Source organism: Sorangium sp. So ce381 (genome assembly GCF_051473845.1).
In the GTDB taxonomy this organism is placed as follows: domain Bacteria; phylum Myxococcota_A; class Polyangia; order Polyangiales; family Polyangiaceae; genus Sorangium; species Sorangium atrum.
In genome coordinates this window covers 9,962,656-9,979,025 of the sequence record NZ_CP150336.1, presented here as the reverse complement: position 1 = coordinate 9,979,025, position 16,370 = coordinate 9,962,656, and the positions used below count along the sequence as shown (strand labels likewise).

Genomic DNA, 16,370 nt, shown 5'->3' with positions numbered 1-16,370 from the left:
CCACCTGAGGAGAGTTTCTTATGAGCAAGGAACGAGATACCGAGACCCAGGGCCCGTCGTTCAAGGTCGTTGACCGGCGCCAGGCGCTCCTGGGGCTGGGGGTGATTGCCGTCACCGTGTCGTGCGGAGATGGCGGCGAGTCGGAGGAGCCCGGAGGCACCGGCGGCGGAAGCTCCACGAGCTCCGGGAGCAGCGGGTCCACGGGCTCGGCTTCGGGCTCGGGCTCGGGAGGCGGGGGGGCCGACCCTGGCACCACCACGGCGGGCTCGGGCGGCGCGGGACCGGCCAGCACCAGCGCCACGGCGGGCTCGGGCGGCTCAGGCGAGGGAGGCTCCGAGCCGGGCACGGGAGGTGGTGGGGGTAGCGGCAGCGGTGACGGCCTCACGGCGCCGCCGTTCGACAATGTGCCGACGTGCAGGGCGCTCAACAAGACGGACGGCGCCGGCCAGGGCCCCTTCTTCATTCACGAGCTCGAGAAGAACGACGACATCTCCCTGGTCCGACAGGACATTCGTGGTCGCTACAATGAGAGCGCGCCTCCCGGCGTGGAGATGCATCTCCACCTGCGCGTGCTCGACATGAGCAAGCCCGATTGTGATGGCAAGGGCGTGGGCTTGGCCGGCGTGGAGGTCTACATCTGGCACACGGACGGGCAGGGGTTCTACAGCGGCTTCGGGACGAGGGGTGGCGCCAACGAGCAGAAGCCCGACGCGCCGTACGCGGGCAGGCCGGGGCAGAACGATCTCGACAACACGGACCGTTTCTGTCGCGGCGTGCAGACCACGGACGCGAACGGCGTCGTCTCGTTCCGGAGCATCTTCCCCGGCTGGTACAACGGCCGCGACGTTCACATCCACTTCGTCTGCTTCAAGAAGGGGTCGATGTCGAAGGGGCGCACCACGTACCAGGGTGGAGACCACATTTTCACGACGCAGTTCTACTTCGATCCCGCCTTCACCGACTCCGTTCATACCAAGTACGACCCGTACAAGGCGCGCACCACCGGCAGCCTGGCGAATTACTACCAGGGCGCCATCAAGGCCGACGAAGCCGGCAACAGCGGCCTTCGTGCGAAGGCCGTGATGGAAGGGGACATCGTGATCGCCCAGATGCAGATCGCGGTGAACCCGGCCTGAGCGAGCGGGCTCGCTTCCTTCCCACAGCTGCGTCGACCGACCGCCGGGCGCGTTCGAGCCGCGCCGGCGGGCTCCCCTCGCCATCGACGCTGTCCGTTCGATGACACCCTGCTCATGACAATGTCTTGAGGCCACGCGACGGCCTGCCCCGATCAGGGCACGACCGTGATCCGATCGAGCACGGGCGGGGAGACGGGCGAGTTCGCCGCGAAGTAGTCCCGCAGCGCGTCCAGATCCAGCGCGCCGCCGAGCCGGTCGGTGCCGTCGTTGAGCACGGTGAAGCCGTCGCCGCCCGTCGCCAGGAAGCTGTTCACCGTCACCCGGTAGGTCCGCGCCGCCTCGATCGGAACGCCGTTGATCCGGATCGAGGCGATGTCGACCTTCGCGCCGACGGGCGCGCTCTGGCTGTACGTGTACGTGAAGCCGTCCGAGATCTGCAGGATCAGGCTTTGCCTCACGCCCCCCGCGTCCAGCCGGAACTGTTGCTCCAGCAGCGTGTCGATCTGCGCCCCCGTGAGGGTCATCACGACAAGGCTGTTGCCGAAGGGCTGCACCGTGAACACCTCGCCGAACGTGACCACCCCGTCAGTGGGCTCGGTGGCAGAGGCCGCGTAGGTGAGGTCCGCGCGGATGCCTCCCGGGTTCATGAAGGCGATCTCGGCCCCGCCGGTCCTCGCGTCGCGCGTGGCGGCGAGCTGGGCGTCGGCGATCACCGCGCCCATCGTGAACAGCCCGGCGCCCATGGCCGGGACCGCGCGGTCGAGCGTCGCGGTGATGGTGCCGACCTGCGTGTTGGCCAGCGGCGCCGCGAGGTCCTTGTAGCGCGTCACCAGGGTGCTCACGCCCGCGTCGGGCGCTTCGCGCGTCACGATGACGTTGTTCGCCGTCTTCGCCGTCACGTCGCCCGTGCTCTTGCTGATCTCCAGATCGATGTCAGTCACCAGACGGCCGAACGACGCCGCGCTCGTCACGATCTTGTCGCCGAGGAGGCAGTTGTACGCCTGATGGGTGTGCCCTGAGAGGATCACGTCCACGGCGGGGTCGATGTTCGTGGCGATGTCGACGATGGGGCCAGAGATGCCCGGGCACTCGTTGAAGAGGCCGGTGGGGAGCCCTCCCTCGTGGAGCACCACGACGATCGCCTCGATTCCCTGCGCCTGGAGCTCCGGGACGATGTCGTTCACCGTGTCGACCTCATCCATGAACGACAGCCCCGCGACGCCGATCGGCGTCACGATGGACGGCGTGTCCTCGAGCGTCATGCCGATGAAGGCGATCTTCACGCCGTCGAACTCGCGGATGTCGTAGCGCGGGAAGAGCGTCCTGCCGGTCGTCGTGTCGACGACGACGTTGGCGGCGAGGAACTTGAAGTTCGCGCCCGGGAAGAAGGTGCCGTCCGTGCAGCCGTCGGCCGGGCTGCACCCGCCGTACTGCATCCGGAGGAGCTCCGCTGTGCCCTTGTCGAACTCGTGATTGCCGACGCCGTTGATGTCGAGGCCAAGGAGGTTCATGGCCTCGATCGTGGGCTCATCGTGGAACAGCGCCGACACGAGCGGGCTCGCGCCGATGAGGTCGCCAGCCGAGACCACCACGGTGTTCGGGTTCGTGGCGCGGAGCGCGGCCACGCGGGACGCCAGGTAAGTGACGCCGCCGGCGTCCACGGTGGTGTTGGTGGGTGTGGTAGACACGGTGATCCTGCCGCTGCTGCCGGTCGGGGGCTCCAGGTTGCCGTGGAAGTCGTTGAAGGCGATGATCTGCACGCTCACGGTGTCGCCGCCGGAGCCGCCGGTGCCATCCGAGCCACCGGAGCCGCCCGAGCCGGCGGCGCCGCTGCCGCCGGAGCCGGCAGCGTCGCTGCCGCCGGAGCCACCCGAGCCGGCTGCGCCGCCTCCGCCCGAGCCGCCGGAGCCGGCAGTGTCGCTGCCGCCGGAGCCGCCCGAGCCCGCAGTGTCGCTGCCGCCGGAGCCGCCGGAGCCGGCAGCGCCGCTGCCGCCGGAGCCGCCGGAGCCGGCAGCGCCACTGCCGCCGGAGCCACCCGAGCCCCCAGCGCCGCCTCCGCCCGAGGTGGTGCCCGTCGCGCCGCCGCTGCCGCTGGACACCGCGGCGGGGGTCGTCACATCGTCGTCTCCGCAGCCCGCGCTGGCGACCAGCGGCACGCACAGCGCGGCTCCGAGGAGCGTGACCCGCCACGCTCGTGCGCATCGCCCGAGGACCCACGAAGCTCCGCTCGATCTCATCTCAGCTCCTCCACGCCGCAGCGCTCGCCGCGCCATGTTCTCACATGCTGGATTCCCGTGGAAACGTCCGTGTGAACGCCGCGCGGCGGGCTCATGGCCGGCCGCGGCCGCGGCTCCAGAACGCGACGACGTCCTCTGGCAGCTCGCGCTCGCGCAAGACCCGGATGTCGTCGGCATCGACGCCGAGCACAGCAGGGATGCCGCGGCTGCAATGGCGAGACCACATGCTCAGCGTGTAAGCCCCCGTGTCGCGGATAAGCACGAGATCGCCGGGCGACAGCTCCGGAAACGCGAGCTCGCGGGCCAGCACGTCGCCGCCGAAACAGAGCGGGCCGCCGAGGGTGCACGGCGAGAGCGGCCCCTCCTTGGGCTCGGCCTCGGGATCGAGCGCCATGAAGTCATGGTGCCAGTCGTCCGGGTGATACGCGCGGCGCAGCAGGAAGTCGGCCCCGAGGTGAAGGATCGCTGTGCGCCCGGCCGAGTCCTTCTTCACGTACTCCACCCGCGAGACCGCGAAGCCGCAGCCGGCCTGGACCCAGCGCCCGAACTCGGTGATCAGCGCGGTCCCCTCCTCGAAGAGCGTCGGCACCTCGCGCCGCAGCGCGGCCGCGTAGTCCTCGAGCGCCGGGGGGCGATCCGTGCTCCGGTAGGCGACAGGCAGACCGCCGCCGATATCCATGGTGCCGGCGGCGAGCGGCCCCATCGCGCGCCGGAGCTCCTGGCGCAGCGCCTCGACGCGGCCGATCCCGTCGACGAGCTGCGAGAGCGCGCACCCCTGCGAGCCGACGTGCACGTGCAGCCCGGCGAGCCACGGGTACCGCGCGAAGGCGGCGCGCACGGCGTCGGCCTGTTCGAGGGGGACCCCGAACTTGGAGCGCCGATCCGCGACGCTGGTCAAGGCGATGCTGGAGGCCCCGACCTGCGGGTTGATGCGCAGCCCGATGCGGCTGGCCGCCCCCTCGTGACGGACGAGCTCGTCGATGCGAGCGAGCTCATCGAGGTTGTCGGCGTTGAGCCGCACGCCCAGGCCGAGGGCCTCCGCGATGTCGGCGCGGGACTTCGCGGGAGAGTCGTAGACGATGCGGTCCGGAGGGCAGCCGGCGGCGAGCGCGAGCTTCACTTCCTCGAGCGAGGCCGCCTCGAGCCCAGCGCCGCAGTCGACCGCCGCCCGCAGGACCTCGACGAGGGGGTTCGCCTTGATCGCCACGGTGTGGAGGGCGCCCGGCGGGAACGCCGCGTCGATCCGTCCGATGCGCGCCCGCATGCGCCCCAGGTCGTGGAACAGGACCGCCGGCTCCACATCCATCCCGCGGCGCCGCGCCTCGCGGAACGCGCGCGCCATGCTCCCGGGATCCAGCCGATCCGTGTCGCTCATGGAACCTCCCTACCGCAGTCTGGCGCCCCGGAGCGAGATTGTCCGCCGCGCGGGCGCCGCGAAGGGGAGAGGTGCCCTGTTTCCTCGAAATTTCGTGTCGTCCGGCAGGCAGCGGGCAGGCGCCGTTCCGGGTTGCCGGGCCCGGGTCGAGCTGGGGGCGGTGAGGCACTGCCCCCCGGGCGCCCTGGGAGGACTCCCACGCGCTCAGGCATCGACGATGATGTTGAGAATGCTGGTGACCAGCCCCGAGGTGTACGTCGTCGGCATGACCACGCTTCCTGGCGGCGGATTGAGGCTGGACGCCGGGATGTTCGTCGAGCGAGCCGCGTAGGCGGGCTCCTTCTTGAAGACCTCCGCGCTGAGGTCCGCTTCGAAATAGAGCTGCGTCGTGATCCGCCTGGTCGTGGCTCCGTTGATGCGAGCGACCATGTGGACGTGGACCGGCCGCCCTGCGTCCGACCCGGGATAGATCGACTTGAAGCCCACGATCCCGTTGCGGTCGGAGAGCTGCACGCCGCGGCAGAAGCGATCCTGGCTCTCCGGCGTACGCTCGGCCGCGCCCGTGGACGGCGTGGAGGGGTCCTGATGCTCGAAGCCGCTGGTTTGCCCCTCCGCGTCACAGTGCCAGATGTAGACCTCAACATCGGGGATGGGCTCGTGGTTGTTCCGGGCGTCGAGCAGGCGGACATAGAGCCTGAGCTCGCAGCCGGGGTGGTCGTCCCGGATGTCGTCGCGAAACAGGCTGATGTCGTTCGGGATCTCGCTGTCGTCGATGAAGGACGACCCCCCGATGTCGGTGGCGGTCAATCGGCAGCTGCCGGCGCCCTTGAAGATCGACGGATCGAGCGCGTCGGCGCCTCCTGCGCTCACGCCGCCGCCGGCGCTGCTCGGGCTGGTGGCGAAGGGGCCTGCGGCGCTGCTGCCCGTGCTACCAGGGCCGTTCCATGCGCCTCCTCCGCCGCCGGTGCCGCTCCCGCGCTGGTCGCCGCCGATCTCGTCGTCCTCTCTGCAGGACACGAGTACGGGCTTGGTGATGGCGAACGCCCCGAGCTTGACGAGGGGCTGCCGACGGTTGAAGACCCAGTCGATCAGATCTCGCGGCACGGCTCCTTGCCTGTTACCCATACAACGGTCTCCTTCGATGAGTCGCTGATCTGACCCGTGCAATCACCCTGGTTTGGCCGGACACGGAGCGGCGCCTCGCCCTTGCGCCAGCGTCGGGGCCAGCGCCGGCGCTGCCCAGGCTCGCGCCGCGGCCAGCGGTGGGGCCGCGGTCGACGCCGCCAGCGCCGCTGGTCCCCGAGGAGGCGCTCGTCGACGCCGCGTCATCCGGGGCGTCATCGCCGTTCCCGGTCTCGGACTGGCACGCCACCATGACGAGCGACGGGATGAGCGCGCCGAGGATGGGTCGGGGAGCACGGGTACCGAAGCCGCCCGAGGACAGGCTGCCCCACCCGCTGTTCACGGTGAGACAGTGCTTCAAGGACATACGGGCGTGGCCCTCCTAAGTAAGAACCGGGCGACGCGCCGAGGTGCGCGATCGCGGAGCGACGGACCACAAATGGGATATCGTCGCTCGATCTCGTCGTCAAAAGGATAGATTGAGTTCCAGGCCGAGGGAGAGATCGACGCTCCGATGCTGAGGCCGAGTCGACTCGCGGGCGGCTGGTGAGGACAGGACCGACCTCCCCGGGAGCATCTCACGCCAACTTGCTGAGCACGGACCGTGCCGTGGCCGCCGGGCTCGTTGCATCTCGTCTCTCTCTCGCCTCGTCCAGAACTCTCGCGGAAGAGCCAGGGCTCTCATCGAAGCAGCCCTGGCGAAGAAGTGCAGCGCGCGCGGTGCGCACAAAGTTTCCTGTGTGACTCAGACGAATTCCCGGAACGGGCCGATGTGATCACGCCGCGGGCTCGAGGAGGGGCCATGCCGGTCCTCGGAGGCCGCCGCGGAGCACCTGACCAGCGCGGATCCCGTTGTTTGGAGCGGCTGCCGGCGCGGGGCGGCGACGGGTCGGGGCCTGGCGACCGCCTGCACAGGTCGGCTCGTGCCTGAGGATGAGCCCGCTCGCCCGAAGACCAGCCGGGCCTGGTCCGAGGGAGGCGAGGCACGATCGCCGTGGTCCCGCTCGGCGTGGGACCCTCCTTGCCGGGCGATGACGGTGCTGGCGCAGCCGGACCCGGACGTGGAGGGGCCGCCAGGGGCGCCGCTGGGGACCCTCGCATGTCGGAAAGCCGACGGGCGCTTCTGATTTTGTCGGTTTTGGTGTACTAGGCGCCCCCTCGAGAGCTCGAACCGGACCCGCCGCATGACCCGCATCCTCCTCATCGACGACTCCGCCGCGATGCGGGCGCACATGCGAGCCGCGCTCGAGGGGGCGCCACAGCTCGGGCTGGCGGTGGCGGTCGACGAGACGGCGAGCGGGTTCGAGGCGCTCCGGCGGATGCACGGGGGCGCCTACGACGCGGTGATCATCGACATCCACCTGCCGGACATCGACGGCCTGGAGCTCATCCGTTTCATCCGGCAGAGCCGGCACCATCGCGACGTCGCGGTCGTCATCGTCTCGTCGATGTCCTCGCCGCGCGAGCGCGAGCGGGCGTTCCGGCTCGGCGCGCATGCGTTCGTCGCGAAGCCGTTCGCCGCGGATACGCTGGCGTCTGCGGTCCGGCGGGGGGTCGCGTCGAGCCAGATGCGCCTGCGCGTCGCGACGTAGGCGGGCGCGACGCCTCGCGGCGAGGCTTCCGGCGCACCGCTCCGAGCTGGTAGGGTGCGGGCCATGACGCTCCTGTCCCACCTCCGCCGCCTCCGCTTGGCTGCGCCGCTGGCGCTGCTCGTCGCGACCGCCTGCTCTGCCTCGTCCCCCGCGCCCCGCGTCGAGCCGCCGACCGGGGCCGCGGCGCCGGCGCCGGCGTCGTCCGGCGCTGCGGATAGCCCGACCGGGCTGCTCTCGGAGGAGGACTTCAAGGCCCTCCACCAGCTCAGGGCGGACAAGGCCCCGCCCGCGCGAGGACAGACGGTCGAGGTGGCCGGCACGAAGGCGTACCTGAGCCTGCCGCGGGACGCGAAGCCGCCGATCGCGGGCGTCGTCGTCATCCACGAGTGGTGGGGCCTGAACGAGCACATCAAGCACTGGACCGATCGCCTCGCGGAGGACGGGTATGCGGCGCTCGCCGTGGACCTCTACGGCGGCAAGGTCGCTACCACGCCGGACGACGCGATGGCGGCGATGAAGGCGGTCGACGAGGCGAAGGGGATCGAGATCGTGCGCGCGGCGCACCGCTTCCTCACGACGGACGCGCGCGTGCTCGCGCCCCGCACGGCCTCGATCGGGTGGTGCTTCGGCGGCGCGTGGTCGCTCAAGCTCGCGCTGAACGAGCCCGAGCTCGACGCGGCCGTCATCTACTACGGCCGGCTCGTCACCGACCCCGCGCAGCTCAAGGCGATCAAGGCGCCCGTGCTGGGCATCTTCGGCAACCAGGACAAGGGCATCCCGCCCGAGGTCGTCAACGACTTCGACAAGGCGCTCCATGACGCGGGCATCGAGCACGAGGTGCTCCGGTACGACGCCGACCACGCCTTCGCGAACCCGTCGGGAGAGCGGTACAACACCAAGGCCGCGGCGGACGCGTGGGAGAAGGCGCGGCGGTTCCTGGCGGCGAAGCTGAAGGGCTGAAGGGCTGATGGGCGGCGCGGCGGCGGGGCTGGCGAGGAAGACTCAAGCGGCCATCCCCCTCGCCGGCCAGGCGCTCAGCGGGACTTGAGCCGCTCTATCTCCGCGCGCGCCTGCGCAAGCTGCCTCTCTGTCTCCTCGCGCAGGCGCTGCTCCTCCTCGCGCAGGCGCTGCTCCTCCTCGCGCAGGTGCCGCTCCCTGTCGAGCTCCGCGGCCAGCTCCTCGGCGACGCGCTGCGCGTCCTCCTGGTGGGAGATGACCTGATCGAGCATCCCGCCAAGGCGGGCGATCATCTCGTCCGCGTCCTCGAGAGGGGCGTTGCCCGCGAAGAAGCGGAGGCGAGGGCCGTCGAGCAGCAGATCGAGGCCGAGCACCTCGGAGGCGAACCGGCCAGCCTGAGGCACGATGCGCTGGTAGGCGCGCGGGCGTGAGGGATCGCTCTCCTGGGCCGCGGGCAGCCTGTAGGCGTGCAGGCGCAGGCGGGCGCGGTCGAAGAGGAAGTACTCGCGGATGCCGAGCCGGGCGTAGCGGTCGACGTTGAGCTTGTGATCCTTCGTGCGGCTGCCGGCGACGTGGACCTCGATCACGAGATCGAGCCCCTTGCCCTCGTGGTCGACCGCCCACCGCATGCGCTCGTGGGGCTCGACGTCGACAACGGCGAGCAGGTCGGGCGCGAACCGCGGCTCGCCGGGGTAGAAGACGGCGAGCTCGGAAGAGAGGTAGATCTTGCGGGCGGTGCGGCGGAAGAAGCCGTCCAGGGCGTCGAGCGCATCGCGCTTCGCCTTGCGGTGCGCGTCTCCCTCGGGGGGCATGAGCTCCAGCGGGACCTCGGCAGGGAGCATGTCGACGACGCGCGAGCGCTCGGCCGGGGTCATCCGCGCCCACTGCTCGCTCGTCGGCGCGCGCGGGTCCGCAGGGTCGAAGAGATAACCGGCAGGGAGGGCCTGAACCACACGCAAAGCCTAGCTCAACCGACCTCGCTCGGGGAGGCTCCCAGGGCGCCGCGCGCCAAGGGCATCTCTTGCACCCCTTACGGCCAGGCATCGTTTTCCGTTCGATTTTCAGGGGCGGTCGTCGCTCCTCGCTTCAGCGGAGCTCGCGCAGCGCTGCGATGAGCTCCGACAGCGACGTCGCGTCGCTCCGATCGAGCGCCACCGAGCCCGCGGCGAGCGCCTCGGCGAGCGCGCGCGAGCCCCCGGCCTCCGGCGCGGCGGCGGCGACGGCCGACTCGGCGCGCGCTATCTCCGTCACGAGCGCGCCGATCGCCGCCGGGTCGATCGCCGCCGCCCTCGCCGTCGTGGAGAGCGCGCCCGCGGCGCTCTCGACCTGCTCGACAGAGGCGCGCGTCGAAGCGTGGAGCTCCGCCAGGCGCAGCCGCTCTAGCAGCGCGCCGTACGCCGACTCCATCGCGGCGAGCTCGCGCAGCGCGAGCGCCGCCGGGCCCTCCGCGGCCTCTGGACCGGCCGCACTGTCGACGGCACCGAGCGCCCCCGGCGCGCGCCGCCCCGCGATCTCCATGACCTCGACGCGCGCCGCCCGCACCTCGCCGAGGAACGCCTCGAGCGACGCCGCCGCCGGCGCGAGCGCGCCCGCGCCCAGGGTCGCGAGCGCCTGCGTGGCCTCGCGCGGCCGCCGCCGCAGCAGCCGCCGGAGGGGCGCGTTGCACGCGATCCGCAGCGCCGCGGCCTCCGCGGCGGCGAGCACCCGCTGGCCCATCGACAGCTTCAGCGCGGCCTCGTCGCACGCGCGCGCGAGGTCCTCGGCGAGCGCGCTCGCCGCCGGTCGCGTCTCCGATCGTGGCCCGTCCTGCGCGCCGGCGCGCTTCGCCTCGAGCGCGGCGCGCGCGTCGGCCAGCGCGCCGACCGCGGCGCGCAGCCGCGCGACGGCGTCGTCGGCCGAGGCCGTCTCGGCGGCGAGGTCGTCTCCCTCGGCGTACGCGCGCTGGCTCGCCGCGAGCAGCCGGCGCCGCTCGTCGCCCGCCCGCAGCGCCGCGGCGCTCCGGCGGGCCCGCGCCGCCCCGAGCGCAGCCGCGGCGCGCGCGCCGAAGGTCCACGCGCACGCCGCGGTCGCCCCGATCGCGGCCGCGGCGGCGATCCCCACGGCGGCCGTCGGGACGGCCGCGCCCGCGCCCGCGCCCACGCGCAGCCCGACCATCCCGGCCGCGAGCGCGCAGGCCGCCGCGCCCGTGCCGACCGCACGCGCGCCGCGCTGGCGGGGCGCGGCCTCGAGCGCCGTCACGCCGAGGTAGGCCACCGAGCCGAGCGCCACGAGCAGCAGGACGAGCGACAGCGGCGAGGTCAGCGTGATGAGGAGCCAGCCGAGCAGCGAGACGTCGATCATGGCAGCGCGCCGCTCGCCAGCGCGACCTCCCGGTCCTTCGCGCCGATCGACCCCGGCGCGCTCGTCACCTGGAACGACGCGCCGTCCCACACGATCGTCGTCACCACGAAGCGCACGTCCCTCCCCGGCGGATCGCTGCGGAACCGGACGCGCCACTCGAGGCGCGCGAGCTCCGAGGCAGGCAGCTGCACCGCCGCGAGCCCGACCGCAGGCGCGAAGGTGCCGTCGCCGAGCGCCGCGTCCACCTGGCCGTCCCGCGCCGCGAGGGCGAGCTCCGCGGCGTAGTCCTCCCAGAGCACGACGCGCAGCGCCCCGGGGCCGCTGAAGAGCTGGAGCTCCTTCAGCTTGCGGGCGAGGCTCTCGGCCTCGGCGCCTGCGCCGCCGCCCCCGGCGAGCAGCCGGCCGATGCGCGCCGCCGACAGGAGCCGCGCCCATGCGCGCGGATCGTCGGCCCCCGGCGTGCCCTCCGCGGCGGCGACCTTGCGCTGGATGCGGAGCGCCTCGTCGACGCGCCCGCTGCCCGCGGCCGCCGCGGCGAGCCTCAGCCAGCCCTGGGGCTCGGCCGGCGCGAGGTCCGTGAGCGTCGTGTACTGGCGGTACGCCGCCGCGTACCAGCCGTGCCGGAGGTAGACGTCGCCGAGCATCGCGCGCGACGCGGGGCTCGCCGGATCGAACTCGACGACCTCCGAGTACGTGCGCAGCGCGTCCGCCTCGAAGCCGCTCGACGCGAGCACGTCGCCGAGATCGAGCGCGAGCGCCGGGCTCATGAAGCCGCGGTCGCGCAGCCGCCGCCCGTAGGCGAGCGCCTCGTCCTTCCGGCCCGCCTCCGCGAGCAGGCGCACCCGCCGGATCTCCCCTTCCGGATCGTCGGGCCGGTCGGTGAGCGCCTGCCGCACCAGCGCGAGCCGCTCGTCCACCGTCGGGAGCGCCGCGAGCCGCTCGTCGAGGAGCGCCCAGCTCGCCCTTGGATCGACGCCCCCGAAGAGCGTGCGCCGCACCGCCGCGTTGATCGCGGGGTCCACGCTCCGCCGGAGGAGCGCGTGCGCGATGAACCGCTGCGCCTCGGGCTCGCCGCCGAACCGGGCGAGCAGCGCCTCGGCGCCGCCCTCGGTGGACACCTTCGCCTGGAGGAGCGAGAGGAGCGCGGCCCTCGAACGCCAGTCCGGCAGCTCGCAGGTCGTGAGCGCGCCCTCGTAGCGCGCGATGAGCTCCTCCGCCGCCGTGGCGCGTGCGAGGCGCTTCGACCAGACGACGATGCGCTCGGCGAGCGGCCGCCGCGCGGTGTCGCTGCACGGCGCCATCGCGACCTGCGGGCGCCTCGGCGGCGGGGAGGTCCGGGGAGCGGGGCGCACCGCCGCGGGCGCTGCCTTGCGGGCCTTCTCCAGGCGCAGGATGGCGTCGGACGGCGTGATCGCGCCGCCGCCGCCCACCGCGCCTTTGAACCCGAGCGCGCCGGCCGCGCGGCGCGCGGGCGGCTCGCCGGCCGCCGGTGCGCTCATGGGCGCATCCAGCGGGCGGGGGGCGTCCGCCTGGTTCGCCGCGGCCTCCTGCTTCAGCCGCGCCGGCTCTTGCTTCATCTCCGCCTCCTCTGCCGGGGGCGCCGCCGTCGCGGTGGGCGCAGGGGGTGGGGCCGCCTGCGCGGCGCCCGGCGAGGCGACATCCCCCCGGGCGCTCTGGTCCCGCTCGTTGCCCTGCTCCGCGATCGCGGGCGCCATCGCCGGCGCTGGCGCCGCCGCCTGCGCCCTCGCGCCGTGGCCGCCTTCTTTCGCCGGGCTCTCCTCGTAGCTCGCGCTCGGCTCGCTCCTCCCGCACCCGGCGGCGACGGCCGCGGAGGGCGGCGCGAGCAGCGCCGCGAGCTCGCGCTCTCGCTGGGGCGTGAGCGCCGTCAGCCGCTCGCCCCGGAGCGGCGAGCGCCGCCTCCGGATCCCCTGGTTCACGTAGGCCTGCTCGCTCTCGAGCGCCAGCGTGCTCGTGAACGGCGTGATCAGCCCGTAGTCGAGCCCGAGCTCCACCACCTTGCCCCGGTGCGCCTCGATGTCGTCGCCGTCCGCGAGCAGCCGCCGCATCTTCTCGGCCGCCCAGAAGCGCGGCACCAGCGCCGCGCCGACGCCCCGATCGAGCTCGATGGGGTGCTCGCGGGTGTACTCCTTCCCCGCGAGCCGCCCCTTCACGATCGCCTTCGTGGGCAGCGCGTGGTGCGTGCGCGCGAGCAGCACCACCTCCTCGCCGCGCGACACCTTGCCGCTCGCGGTGAGCATCGGCTCGTCGAGCCCTGCGCCGAGGTCGATCGCGAGATCGGTGATGGTCGGCGTCTTGATCGCGCCGGCGAGGCGCAGCACCTCGGACGTCGAGCCCTCGGCCTCGTCGATCCGGAACGCCTGTCCTCCCCCGGCGCGCGCGAGCTCGCGGAGCAGCGCGTGGTTCGAGTTCTCGCCGACGCCGACGGTGAAGAAGCGCGCGCGCGAGCCCGTGAGCGAGCGCCGGAGCCGCTCCGCGAGGCGCGCGCCCGTCACCTCGCCGCTCGTCGCGAGCCCGTCGCCGATGTAGATGACCGCCGGCTGCTCCTTGCCGTGCACCCGCCCGAGCGCCGACTCGAACAGCGCGCCGAGGTCGGTCGCGCCCCCCGTCGCGTGCTCGGCCAGCCGCGTGAGCGCGGCGGAGATCTCCTTGTCCGAGGCCTCCGCCAGCCCGTCCTTCGGGTGCAGGACGGCCGGCGCCGAGTCGAGCGCGATCAGCGCGAAGTGGTCCGACGGCGACATCGCCCGCAGGATCGCCTCGGCGGCCGCGGCCTTCTGCTGCCGCGCCGACTCGTCGGCCGACGCCGACGTGTCCACCACGACGACCAGGTCGGCGGGCAGCTCCTTGAGCTCGGCCCAGTCCACGTCGGGCACGTACCTGGCCATCACGTAGTCCGCGCGGTCCTCGCCCGCGGCGAAGCGCGACACCCGCAGCGGCGACGGCTTGGCCTTGACGGCGGCCTCCAGCTGGAAGTCCGCGCGCGGCTCGTAGCCGCTGCGCCGCATGCTCACCCGCCGCCCGCCGTCCTCGATCACCGCGTCGGCGAGCGTCGCGATCTGCAGCCCCTGGCCGGCCTGGCCGAGATCCACAGAGAGGGAGAACTCGCCGATCTGCACGGGCTCGCTCGCGCGCATCGGATAAACGTAAGCAAGCTTACCCGATGGCGCGCTGAGCATCTCCACGTAGCGCAGCACGACGCGCCGGGAGCCGCTGGCGGGCACGGGGAAGATGCGGGCGCGGTAGCTGTGCCCGTCGACCCACTCGAGCAGCGCCGGCTCGTGCCCGGTCTGCACCGCGGTCTGGTACCGCTGCGCCGCTTCCTTCCGCTCGATGACCTCGCCCTCGACGAGCACGCCGTTGGTCTCCACGGCGAACGAGCTCACGATCGCCCGCTCGGGCACGGTGAACCAGTACCAGCCCTCGACCTGGCGTCCGCCCGGGTTCGAGAAGGTCTGGTCCACCTCGGTCTCGGCGATGCCGTCGCGCAGGACGGCCCGCACGGCTTGCCGGCTGATCTCGAGCGTCCGCGCCTGCGTCCCGGGGGCGCCCTGCAGGTCGACGCCGTAGATCCGGCCCGATCCGCTGCCTTCGCCCGCGAGCGGCCGGTGGTCGCCCATGCCTCCGGTCCAGTCCTCCCAGTAGGCGAGCGGCGCCACCTTGGGCGCGGCGCTGCCGGCGACCGTCGCCTGCTCCCCTGCGTGCACCTCGACGCGCCCGCCGGGGGCCGCGACGACGGCGAGCCCGCGCGCCACGTACACGCTCACGGCGTCGCCCGAGCGCCTCATCGACAGGCCGGCGTCGGCCGCCGAGACGTTGACGTCCCCGAGCGCGTGCGAGAGCCCGCTGCGCCCTTCGGGCGGCGCGTCGAGCCAGACCTCGCCCTGGGCGATCGAGAGCCCCTCTGCGCGGAGCGCGATCTCCGAGTCCGCGCGGAGGAACACCGCCGAGCCGTCGGCGAGCCGGACGAGCGCCCGCGCGCCCTTTCCGGTCGCGAGCTTCGCCCCGACCGGGACCGGTATCCCGGACACCACCGTCGACTTCCTGTCGTCCTGCGGGCTCGCCGCCAGCGTGACCTCCCCCGACGACAGCTCGAGCCGCGCGCCGATGGCGCTGGTCTTCTCGGGCTTCGTCTCGTGGCTCAGGACGAGCGCGGTCACGCTGGCGGCGAGCGCGAGCGCCCCGAGCGCGAGCCGGAAGCGCAGGCCTCGCCTGCGGCGCGCGAGCTCGGCCCCCGCCCTCGCAGCGCCTTCTTCTGCCGGCGTGTCGGCCGGCTCTACCTGTTCATGCGACGACATCCAAGACCTCCTCGCCGCGGTGGCCCTCGCCCCCGGGAGCCCAGCGCGGGGCCGCATGCAGACGTCCCATGCCCCCCGGCGATCTACCGAAGCGATCGCGCTGGTCATCGTAACGGGAAAGCGCGAAGGAAGCGTAGCCCCAAGCCGGAGCGGGACGGCGAGCGGCGCTCATCCGGCTGCCGCCTGGTGCTGGCACGAGCTGCGAGCCGCCCAGGCGCCAAGAGAAGAAGAATTGAACGCAAAGGCGCAAAGACGCCAAGAGAGGAGAGAGAAGCTCGTGAAGGCGCAGGAAGATTGCAACGCCAGCGCTCCAAGAGAGCGAGGGAGGCTAATGTTCTCTCTTGTCTTTTAGCGTCTTTGCGCCTTTGCGTCTTTGCGTTCAATTCTTCCTCTCCATCCGACCGACGCTTCAGGCCACCTCGCGCCCTGCGGGTCAGGCGCGGCGAGCGCTTTCAGAGGGCCAGGGTCTTCTCTATATCTTCATGAAACAGGCCGGCTGATCAGGGTGGAAATCCGCGACGTGACTCGCCTCGCCCACCCGCGGGGCCGGGTCGCCCCAACCTGGGTTGGGGGGCGGGGCGACCCCGCGCGGCGGGTCGCGTTGTGCTCCGCATGGAAGCTCCCTATGCTCTGTCGATGCAATGGACACATCGATTGCTTGTGATTTCCGTCGTGAGCTGTCTCGGCTGTGAAGCGAGCGACCCGGAGGCAGGCGTCAGCGCCGGCGGCACGGGTGTTCCGGACGTCTCGGGCGGCACTGGAGGCCAGGGCGGCGCCCCGGACCGGAGTTTCGGTGGGATCATCGATTCGGAGGGAGAGTTCGATCCCATCCCGCTCGATGGCCTCACGCCCTGCGCAGAGCGCCCGGTGTTCTGCGAAGCTGGCGACACCTCCGCCGACGTTGCGACGGAGCAGCTGCTGGAGATCGGCGAGGATTGCGTCATCGCTATGAACTTTCCGTGCGGCGCTGGGATCGCGGTCAAGTTCGATGAGATGGGCTGCGCCGTCGGGACACAGGATCCTGACATCGACGCGAGAGCAATGTCCTGCTTCATCGAGGCCATCACGGCGGAGCGATGGGCTTGCGCCACGGGCAAGATCGTGCGCGCCGGCGCCTGGACTTGTGAATAACCGGCGCTCGCATCGACACGCCGTGCAGGCCCACGCGTTGGCAACTTCACCCTGGCAATGAGCACGCCGGACCGAGGACGGCGCTCTCCTGCTCATGCCTTCCCGGCGCTGCTCCCCTGGGAGGGCTCACCCGCAACGTGGAAATCTTGCTGCGCCACGCCGCTCCG

At 72.5% G+C, this 16,370-nt stretch carries 10 protein-coding genes; 4 read left to right on the top strand and 6 right to left on the bottom strand.

Annotated elements, in window-relative coordinates; genetic code table 11:
* The first annotated feature begins 20 nt into the window (after positions 1-20).
* Positions 21-1,136 (top strand): hypothetical protein, encoded by a 1,116-nt coding sequence (locus tag WMF29_RS37470; RefSeq protein WP_437324897.1) that lies wholly within the window; start codon positions 21-23, stop codon positions 1,134-1,136.
* Positions 1,137-1,288: 152 nt separating this feature from the next.
* On the opposite strand, the gene WMF29_RS37465 is transcribed toward WMF29_RS37470, so the two are convergent.
* The 3 genes from WMF29_RS37465 to WMF29_RS37455 form a co-directional block, all read right to left on the bottom strand.
* Positions 1,289-3,373, bottom strand: coding sequence for a bifunctional metallophosphatase/5'-nucleotidase (locus WMF29_RS37465; protein WP_437324896.1), 2,085 nt, complete (start codon positions 3,371-3,373; stop codon positions 1,289-1,291).
* A 91-nt stretch (positions 3,374-3,464) separates the two neighbouring features.
* On the bottom strand, positions 3,465-4,748 hold the full coding sequence (locus WMF29_RS37460; RefSeq protein ID WP_437324895.1) for a diaminopimelate decarboxylase: 1,284 nt from the start codon (positions 4,746-4,748) through the stop codon (positions 3,465-3,467).
* Between the two features lie 204 nt (positions 4,749-4,952).
* On the bottom strand, positions 4,953-5,852 hold the full coding sequence (locus WMF29_RS37455) for a protocatechuate 3,4-dioxygenase (protein ID WP_437324894.1): 900 nt from the start codon (positions 5,850-5,852) through the stop codon (positions 4,953-4,955).
* Positions 5,853-7,054: 1,202 nt separating this feature from the next.
* On the opposite strand from WMF29_RS37455, the gene WMF29_RS37450 reads away from it, so the two are divergent.
* Positions 7,055-7,462 carry a response regulator gene (locus WMF29_RS37450; protein WP_437324893.1) on the top strand — a complete coding sequence of 136 codons (408 nt, stop codon included), beginning with the start codon at positions 7,055-7,057 and terminating at the stop codon, positions 7,460-7,462.
* 63 nt (positions 7,463-7,525) lie between these two features.
* The gene (locus WMF29_RS37445; protein WP_437324892.1) at positions 7,526-8,422 is read left to right on the top strand and encodes a dienelactone hydrolase family protein; all 897 of its coding nucleotides are present in this window, start codon (positions 7,526-7,528) and stop codon (positions 8,420-8,422) included.
* A 74-nt stretch (positions 8,423-8,496) separates the two neighbouring features.
* Here the strand turns inward: WMF29_RS37445 and WMF29_RS37440 are convergent, their stop codons facing one another.
* The 3 genes from WMF29_RS37440 to WMF29_RS37430 all read right to left on the bottom strand — a co-directional run bounded on the left by WMF29_RS37440 (position 8,497) and on the right by WMF29_RS37430 (position 15,072).
* A complete protein-coding gene (locus WMF29_RS37440; RefSeq protein WP_437324891.1) occupies positions 8,497-9,372 on the bottom strand; it encodes a Uma2 family endonuclease in 876 nt (291 codons plus the stop codon).
* A gap of 133 nt (positions 9,373-9,505) precedes the next feature.
* Positions 9,506-10,759 (bottom strand): hypothetical protein, encoded by a 1,254-nt coding sequence (locus WMF29_RS37435; protein WP_437324890.1) that lies wholly within the window; start codon positions 10,757-10,759, stop codon positions 9,506-9,508.
* Positions 10,756-15,072 (bottom strand): VIT domain-containing protein, encoded by a 4,317-nt coding sequence (locus tag WMF29_RS37430; RefSeq protein WP_437324889.1) that lies wholly within the window; start codon positions 15,070-15,072, stop codon positions 10,756-10,758. Before WMF29_RS37430 ends, WMF29_RS37435 begins: the two co-directional genes overlap by 4 nt.
* Before the next feature lie 612 nt (positions 15,073-15,684).
* On the opposite strand from WMF29_RS37430, the gene WMF29_RS37425 reads away from it, so the two are divergent.
* The gene (locus tag WMF29_RS37425; RefSeq protein WP_437324888.1) at positions 15,685-16,203 is read left to right on the top strand and encodes a hypothetical protein; all 519 of its coding nucleotides are present in this window, start codon (positions 15,685-15,687) and stop codon (positions 16,201-16,203) included.
* The last annotated feature ends 167 nt before the right edge of the window (positions 16,204-16,370 follow it).